This window comes from Providencia sp. JGM181 (genome assembly GCF_018257375.1).
GTDB lineage: Bacteria > Pseudomonadota > Gammaproteobacteria > Enterobacterales > Enterobacteriaceae > Providencia > Providencia lanzhouensis.
The window spans coordinates 39,105-49,320 of the sequence record NZ_JAERJY010000007.1; the positions used below are offsets into that span (position 1 = coordinate 39,105).

A 10,216-nucleotide genomic window follows, 5' to 3' on the forward strand; every position below is an offset into this window, starting at 1 on the left:
CCTACACATCAAAGTCCAATACCACGCCATCCCCTTTTGGCCATGCTTGGCAGCTGAGGATATAACCGGCGGCGATTTGGTCAGGTTCGAGGCTGTAGTTCACCCCCATTTCCACTTCCCCTGAGCGCAGTTTGCATTTGCAGGTGGCGCATACGCCGCCTTTGCAGGCGTAAGGCAGGTCTGCTCCTTGGCGCAGTGCGGCATCGAGGATGCTGTCATCTTGCCCATCCATATTGATATTTAAGGTGCGCCCATCTAATTGAAGGGTGACTTGACGGTTTTCGCTGGTGGCAAGGGTCGGTTTGAATTTCGCGCCAGAGGTATTAAAGCGCTCAGTGTGAACACGCTCTTGCGCCATACCGTGATGAATTAAGGTTTCTTGAACCTCATCCATCATGGACTCTGGACCACAAATGAAAGCGCGGTCGAATTGGCTAAAATTGAGCAGGGATTTCCCTAAGGCACTAAGTTGTTGCGCATCAATACGCCCACTAAGTAACGCGCTTTCTTGCGGCTCTTGGCTAAACAGATACAGCACTTGAAAACGGGTGGCAAAGCGGTTTTTTAAGTCAGCAATGGCTTCTTTGAACATCACTGAGCGGCTATTGCGATTACCGTAAATCAGCACAAAGCGGCTATTTGGCTCGGTTTGCAACGTAGTTTTGATGATGGATAACAGCGGGGTAATACCCGAACCTGCCGCCACGGCTAAATAGCGCCCTTGTTGCTGGCTATCGGGCTGGTAGCCAAATTGCCCTTGGGGGATCATCACTTCTAAGCTATCCCCAACATTCAGCTGTTGGTTGATAAAGTTAGAAAATCGCCCTTCGTAGATAGCCTTAACGCCAATTTTTAGCCCGTTTTCATCGGGGGCGCTACAAATGGAGTAGCAGCGACGAAGATTTTCGCCATTAATCGCGGCTTTTAGCGTCAAATGTTGACCTGGGCGGTAACGATACTGCGCTTGCAGAGATTCAGGAATATGAAAAGTGACCGCCACGGCATCGGGCGTGTCACGGTCAATAGCGGCAATACTTAAACGGTGAAAGACAGTCATGAGTGTGCCCTTAAATACATTTAAAGTAATCAAACGGTTCTAAGCATTCATTGCAGCGATACAGCGCTTTGCAGGCGGTAGAGCCAAACTCGCTAATTTTTTCCGTCTTTTCGCTGTCACAACGAGGGCAACAAATTGCCCCCGTATGTTCAGGATGCTCACAGGCGGTGCCTTGTGGGGGGGCAATACCAAATTCACGTAAGCGCCGTTTGGCATCTTGGTTCATCCAGTCCGTCGTCCATGCGGGGGTTAATACCACTTCTACATCCACAGGTGAGAAACCCGCGCTATCGAGAACCATTTTGATTTCATTGATTAAAAATTCGGTGGCAGGGCAGCCTGAATAGGTTGGGGTAAACCCAATTTGCCAGCCTTGTTCGGTCGGCTTCACATGGCGCACCATACCAAGATCAGTAATAGACAGAGCCGGCAATTCAGGGTCAGGGATCTGCTGAAGCTGCTGCCAGATCTGATGAATATCGGGGGATTGAAGTTGCATTCTCTGTTCCATCACTATCACCACTGGCTGTTGGGGTAAGCGCGTTGCACAAATTGCAGCTGCGTGAGAATTAAACCGAGGTGCTCAGTGTGGCTGCCTTGTTTGCCACCTAATCGATAAGCAGCTTGCTCAGGTAGGCTGAGAGTGGCTTCTTCAAAGATTTCGTTCACAGTTTGTAGCCAAGCATTGCGCAGTGTGCGCGGATCAACGGCAATACCCGCCTCGCTTAACGTAATTTCAATTTCATCCGCATGGAACAATTCGCCCGTAAAGCGCCATAATCGGTTGATAGATTGCTGCAATTTCTGCTGGCTCAGTGCGGTGCCATCCCCTAATCGAATCATCCAGCCACGGCTAAAACGCAGGTGGTATAGGGCTTCTTTAAGGGATTTTGCGGCAATGGCGGCGAGCTGCGGGTCGCGGCTATGGGTCAGTGCGCTGTAAAGCGGCACATGGTAGGCATCGATAAAAAACTGGCGCACGAGGGTATCGTTGAAGCCATCATTGGGTTGCTCAACAAGCAACAAATTGCTGAATTCACGCTCATCACGCAGGTAAGCCAGCTTATCTTCGTTGTAACCCGCGCCTTTCAGTTCAGCGGCATAGCTGAGGAAATTGCGCGCTTGTCCCAGTAAATCTAAGCCGATGTTCGACAGCGCAAGGTCGATTTCGATTTCTGGAGCATGACCACACCACTCACATAGGCGCTGTGCCAGAATCAGTGGGGTGTCTCCGAGACGTAACACATAATGTTGGAGCTGCTGTTTTTCGGTCATTTCAAGCTCCTTACATGTTTTTGATGCCATCAGGGATGGTGTAAAAAGTTGGGTGGCGGTAAACCTTGCTGTCCGCAGGGTCAAAAAATTGCTCTTTTTCATCAGGTTGAGAGGCGATCAAATGGGCAGCTTTGACGACCCAAATGGAGCAACCTTCACTACGGCGAGTGTAAGCATCGCGAGCATTTTCCAGCGCCATTTGGTCATCGGCGGCGTGCAAACTTCCCACATGGCGATGGGCTAAACCTTGTTTACTGCGAACAAACACTTCATACAGTGGCCAATCTTGATTGTTCATTGTCTTTTCCTTATTGGTGGCTAAGCCGCAGATTTAATGGCTTTTTGTTTTTGACTGTGAGCCATTGCGCCTTCGCGCACCCAAGCTCCTTCTTCCCAACCTTTGCGCTTCGCATCAAGGCGTTCTTGGTTGCAGATCCCTTGCCCTTTAATCACTTGGTAGAACTCTTCCCAATCAATCTCACCAAAACGGTAGTGACCTAGCGCGTCATCCCAGTGCAGGTCAGGGTCGGGGATGGTCATGCCGAGGGCTTCCACCTGCGGTACTGTGTTATCCACAAATTTCTGGCGCAGCTCGTCATTACTGAAGCGCTTGATTTTCCACGCCATACTTTGCGCGCTATGAGGGGAGTCAGAATCATTCGGACCAAACATCATTAATACTGGCCACCAAAAGCGGTTGATAGAGTCTTGCAACATGGCTTTTTGCTCGTCGGTGCCTTCAGCCAATGCCATGACAGCTTCATAACCTTGGCGTTGGTGAAAACTCTCCTCTTTGCAAATTTTCACCATCGCACGGGCATAAGGCCCATAAGAGGCACGGCACAGTGCCACTTGGTTGACAATTGCTGCGCCATCAACCAGCCAGCCAATCACGCCCACATCCGCCCAATTGAGCGTCGGATAATTGAAAATGGAGGAGTATTTCATCTTTTCGTCGAGCATCTTTTGGTAGATGTCTTGGCGAGTGCACCCCAAGGTTTCTGCGGCGCTATAGAGGTATAAACCGTGCCCCGCTTCATCTTGAATTTTTGCTAGCAGAACGGCCTTACGGCGTAGGGTTGGAGCGCGAGTGAGCCAATTGGCTTCCGGCAGCATGCCAATCACTTCTGAATGGGCGTGCTGCCCAATCTGGCGAATGAGGTTTTGTCGGTAAGCATCGGGCATCCAATCTTTGGGCTCGATGGCGATGTCAGCTTCGATTTTGGCATCGAAGTGGATTTTATTTTGCTCGTTCATTGTTATCTTCCGTTAAAGTGATTCATAAAAATTAAGTTAATATAAAAATATGAAACACATTTATTTAACATTAATGCTAGGAATGGTTAACAATAAGATCAATGCTGTTTGTAGGGTTTTTGCGATTCACCTCACAAGTAATTAAACTATGTTCATATAAATCAATGTGATGAAGTCATCGTTTTTTGTGTGATTCTTTCCCTAAATACTCAAATTAACTCTACTTGTATTTTATTTGTTAAATTTAGATTGGCATCTATGATTGTTTATGTGATACATATTTAACATCTAAAAATGGTTTATTGTCGTTTTTCTGGAGATGGAACATGCAACATTTAACAAGTTACATTATGGGGAAGTGGGCAACGGGAGCAGGGGAAGGTCGTCCGATTTTTCATGCACTAACCAATGAAGCACTCTATGCAGTGACCTCTGAAGGGCTGCCATTAGCGCAAAGCCTACAATACGGGCGTGATGTCGGTGGCGAGGCGCTAGGAAAATTAACGTTTCAACAGCGTGGAGAGATGCTTAAAGCAGTTGCTCGACATTTGCTTGCCCATAAAGAGGCGTTATATGTCATTTCTGCCCAGACAGGCGCCACTAAATCAGACAGTTGGGTAGATATTGAAGGGGGAATCGGCACCCTATTTTCCTACGCGGGTCTGGCAAGCCGTGAGCTGCCGGATGATACTGTGTGGTCAGAAGACGAGATGATCCCGCTATCAAAACAGGGGCAGTTTGTTGCCCGCCATATTTTGACGTCGCGCCGTGGCGTGGCTTTGCACATCAATGCGTTCAACTTTCCGTGCTGGGGTATGCTAGAAAAACTGGCGCCAACGTGGCTAGCGGGAATGCCTGCCATTATCAAACCCGCCACTGCATCCGCGCAACTGACTCACGCGATGGTGAAGTTGATGATGGAGAGCGGGTTAGTTCCCGAAGGGGCGATTCAATTAATTTGTGGCGGCGTTGGGGATATGTTCGACCACTTGGATTTCGAAGATGTGGTGACCTTTACCGGCTCAGCAGGAACTGGACAAAAACTCAAATCTCACCCACGTATTAATCAAAAATCTGTGCCTTTTACCATGGAAGCGGACTCATTAAACTGCGCCATTTTAGGTTTGGATGTTCAGCCTGAACAACCAGAATTTGCGCTGTTTATCAAAGAAGTGGTCAATGAAATGACCATGAAAGCAGGGCAAAAATGTACTTCTATCCGCCGGATTATCGTCCCGAAAACTCAGTTGGAAAATGTGAAAAATGCCCTACTAAAACGCATCTCGAACGTCACGGTGGGCGATCCTGCCGTGGAAGGGGTTCGAATGGGGGCATTGATTAACCTTGAACAACGCCGAGACGTGCAGGACAAAGTGAATTATCTGCTCGCAAATGGCTGCGAACGCTTATGTGGTGGTAGCTTTGCTAATATGCAGGTGGTAGGTGGCGATAGCGAAAAAGGGGCATTTTTCCCACCGACATTGCTGTACTGTGCCGAGCCATTTGTGCATCAAGCGGTACACGAAACCGAAGCGTTTGGTCCCGTGGCGACATTAATGAGTTATGACGGGTTAGATCAAGCGGTGCAATTGGCGGCGCTAGGAGGCGGAAGCTTAGTCGGTTCGCTGGTGACTGCCGATAGCCAAGTAGCGCAGACGGCGATCCGCGCAACGGCACGGGCGCATGGGCGGATGTTTATTCTGGATGAAGCGGCATCAAAAGAATCCACAGGGCACGGCTCACCTTTGCCAATGTTGGTACATGGTGGACCGGGGCGTGCCGGGGGCGGTGAAGAGCTGGGCGGCTTGCGAGCAGTAAAACATTATATGCAGCGCACGGCACTGCAAGGCAGCCCATCCATGTTGACTGCGATTAGTAAGCAGTGGATGCGCGGCGCTGAGGCTATTGCTGATGTGGTGCACCCGTTCCGTAAATATTTCGAAGAGTTAGTGATTGGCGACACGTTACTGACCGCGAGACGCACAGTAACTGAAGCGGATATTGTGAATTTTGCCTGTCTCAGCGGGGATAATTTCTATGTGCATGTGGATAAACTTGGCGCCGAGCAATCGATGTTTGGCGAGCGCATCGCCCACGGTTATTTTGTGGTATCAGCAGCGGCGGGGCTGTTTGTGGATGCGGGAGTTGGGCCTGTTATCGCTAATTATGGGATGGAAAACTTGCGTTTTATCGAGCCAGTCAAAATTGGCGATACCATCCAAGTGCGCTTAACGTGCAAGAAAAAGATCAAAAAAGCCCAGAAAAAAGCCGAAGATAAGCCAAATGGGGTTATCGAGTGGGATGTCCAAGTGTTTAATCAGCACAACGATATCGTGGCGCTATACAGTATTTTAACGCTGGTGGAGCGTCGCCACGGGGATTTTTGATGCTGTGGTAGAGGGCAAAGTTATCAGAGAGGGCAAAATGCCCTTTCTGTTTTCGTTGGCTGGAAGCAACAGAAATTCATTGCTATAGTTGTATGACTGAGTAATACAATGCGATGACAGGTGAGTTTATGGCGAGAGTAACAAGTGTGACATTGGGGGAGCACTTCAACCGTTTTATTGGCGATATGATCCAGTCTGGTCGCTATGGCAATACATCAGAAGTGATAAGGGACGCATTGCGTATGATGGAAGAGAGAGAGCAACGGCTTGAATATGTGAGAAAAATGGTATTGGATGGACTGAATTCACCGGAAAGTGAAAGCAGCATGGATGACATTTTTGCCAGAGCGGAAAAGGATTTAAATGTATAAAATTTCTCAAATTGCGGAAGAAGATATTTATCAAATTGCTCGTTACACAATACGGCAGTTCGGTGTTAATCAGGCGAAAAAATATCACAATGAATTAAAAAAAACGTTTGAGTTACTGGCTAGTTCGCCATGGATAGGTAAAGAGTGTCATTGGGTATGTAAAGGGATGAGGCGATTTGAGTTTAAAAAACATTCCATATATTACATGCCCCAGACCCCATTTATTTTTATCTCCCGCGTTATTCATCAATCTGTGGATGTCGATGAATTGGATTTTGCTGAGTAAATTTTAACGGGATAAGAGAAGGCAAAAATGCCCTCTCCATTGAAACTATTTTTGAATAAATTGCGCTTGGTTCAGTTGGCTGAGTGCGGTATTCACACTAAAAATTTGCCCGCTCACTTCTGGTACGCCAAAGGATTTGAGCCGCGCACTGTGCATTTCGAGATACGCTTGCGCATCGGCTTGGTTAGCAAATAAGTAAATGCCCCCTGCCCTTTGGGTCTGTTGGTTTTCAGTCCAAATCTTCCAAATAAACCCCGGCTCTTGGTTAATGGATTGCGCTAATCCCTCCATTGCCGCCGTCATCTCTTCACCCCATGGGCCTTGGTATGGGAAATCAACCTGTAAAATTACCTGCATTATTGCCTCCTATTGTTGTTGTCTGGTTATCATAACCAGTAATTTTTATTTAGGATTGATCAAATTGGGGATTGGGGGAATGAATTTTATTTATTCTGCTTCCCTGCCTCAAACGCTTCTAACGTCATCAACCTTGCTTGCTTATGGTCAACAATGGGCGTTGGATAATTCAGAGAGACTTGGTGAGATTCAGCCCATGTGTGGGGTTCGTGAATAAACTTCTCGGGAACATCGCGAAGTTCGGGGAGCCACTCGCGGATAAACGTGCCTTGTGGGTCGAATTTTTTCCCTTGGGTGGTTGGGTTAAAAATTCGGAACCACGGCGAGGCATCAACCCCCGTTGACGCTGACCATTGCCAGCCGCCGTTATTCGCCGCCAAAGTGCCATCGATTAACTGGCTCATAAAGTAGCGTTCGCCTTTACGCCAATCGACCAGCAAATCTTTGACTAAAAAACTTGCCACAATCATCCGTAGCCGGTTATGCATCCAGCCCGTTTGATTGAGTTGGCGCATGGCTGCATCTACTATCGGGTAGCCTGTTTGCCCGTTTTTCCATGCGGTAAATCCGGTTTCATCGGGGTTCCATTGAATATGCTGCGTCCATTCAATAAATGGTTGGTGACGACAAAGGCGCGGAAAAGCGACCAATAGATGATTATAAAATTCTCGCCAAATTAATTCATTTAGCCAGCTAAAACCGCCACTTTCTTGTGAGTCAAAAACCTGCGGGTTTTCTGCCAATAAGCGATTCACACATTGTCGAGGCGAAAGCACCCCAAGGGCTAAATAGGGGGATAATTGGCTAGTACCATCAATGGCGGGAATATCTCGGTCGCGTTGGTAATCTTGTACGCGCTCGCTGCAAAATTGCCGTAACTTCGCTAATGCAGCTTGTTCTCCGGCAATAAATTGCGGTGAAATTTCAACAGGTTGGTGAGCAAAAAGTGGAGGTGTATTTTCAACGGCTAATGCCGCCCCCCGTGATTTGGGGGCGGGAAACGAGCGAAAATCACTCATCATCAATTGGCTCAAAAAGGCGCGGCGAAACGGGGTATAGACTTGGTACATATCCCCTTTTTGCGTCGTCACTGAACCTGGCGGAAGTAATAGCGCATCATCATAGGTGAAAATATTCAGATGTTGCGCTTGCTGGCGTAACTGTTCATCTCGCAAGCGTTCATTTAACTCGTACTGGTGATTGAAATATAACCCTGTGGCATTTTGCTGTTGGGCAAAATCCAGCAACCATTTCACGGAATCCGCAAAGGTCGCAGTGGTATGGCAAATCAGGGGAATACCTCGTTTCGCTAAAGCGTGTTGTAGTTCCACAAGGTTTTGATGTAAGAAGGCAATTTGCCTTGGTGATACGTTGTGAGTTGCCCACTGTTCTGGCGTCGCAGTATAGACGCCAATCACAGTGGCAGTAGGATCCTCACAAGCAAAGGTAAGCGCTTTATTATCGGTGACTCGTAGATCGTTGCGAAACCAAACTAAGTGACAAGCCGACATCGCTTTCCTCGCTATTTTTTAAGGGTTAATCTAATTTTGGGTGCTGGTTGATTAGCGATTGACGCTGTTTTTCCAGCTCAGCAATTTGTTGTTCGATATCTTCAACTTTCTGTTCGATATTGTCAAAATGCTCACTCAAAATTTCTTTTGCTTCCGCTTTATCTGAGGCTGCAGGCGTTGCACCACGTAGTGGCTTATTAGCTGTTTCTGGCATTCTAATACCGGTATACAGACCAATTAATGCAATGACTATCAGATAATATGCAGGCATATACAAGTCATTAGTCGCTTCAACTAACCATGCCGCCGCTGTTGGTGTTGCACCCGCAATTAATACCGAGATATTAAAAGCGATGGCTAATGCGCTATAACGAATATGGGTAGGGAAAATAGCCGGTAAAATCGATGCCATCACCCCTGTAAAGCAGTTGAGTAATACCGCAAGAATCAACAATCCGACAAAAATTAAGCCAACAGAGCCGCTATTAATCATCATAAATGCGGGGTAAGCCAACACAATTAACCCCACGCTGCCCATGATAACGAAAGGTCGGCGACCAATTTTGTCACTGGCTAAACCAATGATTGGCTGTACAAACAGCATACCAATCATAATGGCGATAATAATCAACACGCCGTGGTCGGTTGAGTAGTTCAAATTATGGGACAAATAGCTCGGCATATAGGTCAGCAGCATATAGTACGTCACGTTAGTGGCGATAACTAAGCCGACACAAATCATCAAGCTTTTCCAATATTTAGATGCAACTTCACGGAAAGAGACTTTCGGTGGATTCTGGATATTGGCTTTGTCTTGCTGCTCTAAACTTTCAATATGTTGCTGGAATGCAGGGGTTTCTTCCAATGAATGACGTAAATAGAGACCGATAATACCTAGCGGTAAGGCTAAGAAGAACGGAATTCTCCATCCCCAATCGTGGAAGTTAGCTTCACCGACAAGGCTTGAAATCAGCACGACGACACCCGCACCCATCACAAAACCTGCGATAGAACCGAAGTCTAACCAGCTGCCCATAAAGCCACGTTTACGGTCTGGGGAATACTCAGCAACAAAGATAGCAGCACCAGAGTATTCACCACCCACGGAGAAACCTTGAGCCAGTTTAGCGAGCAGTAATAAGATAGGCGCCCAAATACCAATTCTCTCGTATGATGGGATCAGACCGATACAGAAGGTACTGATTGCCATAATAATAATGGTCATGGACAACACTTTTTGTCGGCCGTATTTATCTCCGAGAATACCGAAGACAACGCCCCCAAGGGGTCTAACCAAGAAAGGCACGGAGAAAGTGGCTAACGCCGCAATCATCTGAACGCTCGGTGATGCGTCCGGAAAGAAGACTTGACCCAGTACATAGGCTAAGAAGCCGTAAACACCGAAGTCGAACCATTCCATCGCATTACCCAGCGAAGCCGCTGTGATTGCTTTTTTCAATTTTCCATCATCAATAATTGTAATGTCGTTGATATTTAATGGTTTTTCTTTTTTCTTTCTGATCTTCATGGAACCATCCTCTTATTTGAATTTTAAGATGTGGGTTTCCCGATCCGATTTGCTCGGACAATCTGCAAATAATGAAAATTAGTATGGATAATTAAATGCAGTATCTAAACTAATTGAATGGAGAGTAACGAATAAGCTATTTAATGTTACAGCAAAATAACTATATCAATAATGCAGGGGTAGATTG

11 protein-coding genes are annotated in these 10,216 nt (G+C 47.0%); 3 read left to right on the top strand and 8 right to left on the bottom strand.

All coding sequences use genetic code 11. From position 1 onward, the window contains the following. Position 1: 1 nt before the first annotated feature. From paaE to paaA, 5 genes are read right to left on the bottom strand one after another with little or no spacing between them, the layout of a single operon-like run. Positions 2-1,057 (bottom strand): 1,2-phenylacetyl-CoA epoxidase subunit PaaE, encoded by a 1,056-nt coding sequence (paaE, locus tag JK188_RS02545; RefSeq protein WP_211887108.1) that lies wholly within the window; start codon positions 1,055-1,057, stop codon positions 2-4. 10 nt (positions 1,058-1,067) lie between these two features. Continuing rightward, positions 1,068-1,568, bottom strand: coding sequence for a 1,2-phenylacetyl-CoA epoxidase subunit PaaD (paaD, locus tag JK188_RS02550; protein ID WP_211887110.1), 501 nt, complete (start codon positions 1,566-1,568; stop codon positions 1,068-1,070). Positions 1,569-1,573: 5 nt separating this feature from the next. Then, entirely contained in the window at positions 1,574-2,332 is a 759-nt protein-coding gene (gene paaC / locus JK188_RS02555) for a 1,2-phenylacetyl-CoA epoxidase subunit PaaC (protein WP_211887112.1), read from the bottom strand. A gap of 10 nt (positions 2,333-2,342) precedes the next feature. Beyond that, a complete protein-coding gene (gene paaB / locus JK188_RS02560) occupies positions 2,343-2,630 on the bottom strand; it encodes a 1,2-phenylacetyl-CoA epoxidase subunit PaaB (RefSeq protein ID WP_211887113.1) in 288 nt (95 codons plus the stop codon). A 20-nt stretch (positions 2,631-2,650) separates the two neighbouring features. Further along, complete coding sequence (gene paaA / locus JK188_RS02565) at positions 2,651-3,589, bottom strand: 1,2-phenylacetyl-CoA epoxidase subunit PaaA (RefSeq protein WP_249215489.1); 939 nt, start codon at positions 3,587-3,589, stop codon at positions 2,651-2,653. 326 nt (positions 3,590-3,915) lie between these two features. Between paaA and paaZ the strand changes: the two genes are divergently transcribed. From paaZ to JK188_RS02580, 3 genes are all read left to right on the top strand, one after another. Beyond that, complete coding sequence (gene paaZ, locus JK188_RS02570; protein ID WP_211887114.1) at positions 3,916-5,976, top strand: phenylacetic acid degradation bifunctional protein PaaZ; 2,061 nt, start codon at positions 3,916-3,918, stop codon at positions 5,974-5,976. 128 nt (positions 5,977-6,104) lie between these two features. Beyond that, positions 6,105-6,347, top strand: coding sequence for a type II toxin-antitoxin system ParD family antitoxin (locus JK188_RS02575; protein WP_006663118.1), 243 nt, complete (start codon positions 6,105-6,107; stop codon positions 6,345-6,347). After that, positions 6,340-6,633, top strand: a complete 294-nt coding sequence (locus JK188_RS02580) for a type II toxin-antitoxin system RelE/ParE family toxin (protein WP_154638556.1) — start codon at positions 6,340-6,342, stop codon at positions 6,631-6,633. Before JK188_RS02575 ends, JK188_RS02580 begins: the two co-directional genes overlap by 8 nt. Positions 6,634-6,678: 45 nt before the next feature. On the opposite strand, the gene JK188_RS02585 is transcribed toward JK188_RS02580, so the two are convergent. From JK188_RS02585 to proP, 3 genes are all read right to left on the bottom strand, one after another. After that, on the bottom strand, positions 6,679-6,990 hold the full coding sequence (locus tag JK188_RS02585; protein ID WP_154638557.1) for a monooxygenase: 312 nt from the start codon (positions 6,988-6,990) through the stop codon (positions 6,679-6,681). Between the two features lie 86 nt (positions 6,991-7,076). Next, positions 7,077-8,501 carry a deoxyribodipyrimidine photo-lyase gene (phrB, locus tag JK188_RS02590; protein WP_211887115.1) on the bottom strand — a complete coding sequence of 475 codons (1,425 nt, stop codon included), beginning with the start codon at positions 8,499-8,501 and terminating at the stop codon, positions 7,077-7,079. A gap of 25 nt (positions 8,502-8,526) precedes the next feature. Continuing rightward, positions 8,527-10,029, bottom strand: coding sequence for a glycine betaine/L-proline transporter ProP (gene proP / locus JK188_RS02595; RefSeq protein ID WP_108478692.1), 1,503 nt, complete (start codon positions 10,027-10,029; stop codon positions 8,527-8,529). Between the last annotated feature and the right edge of the window lie 187 nt (positions 10,030-10,216).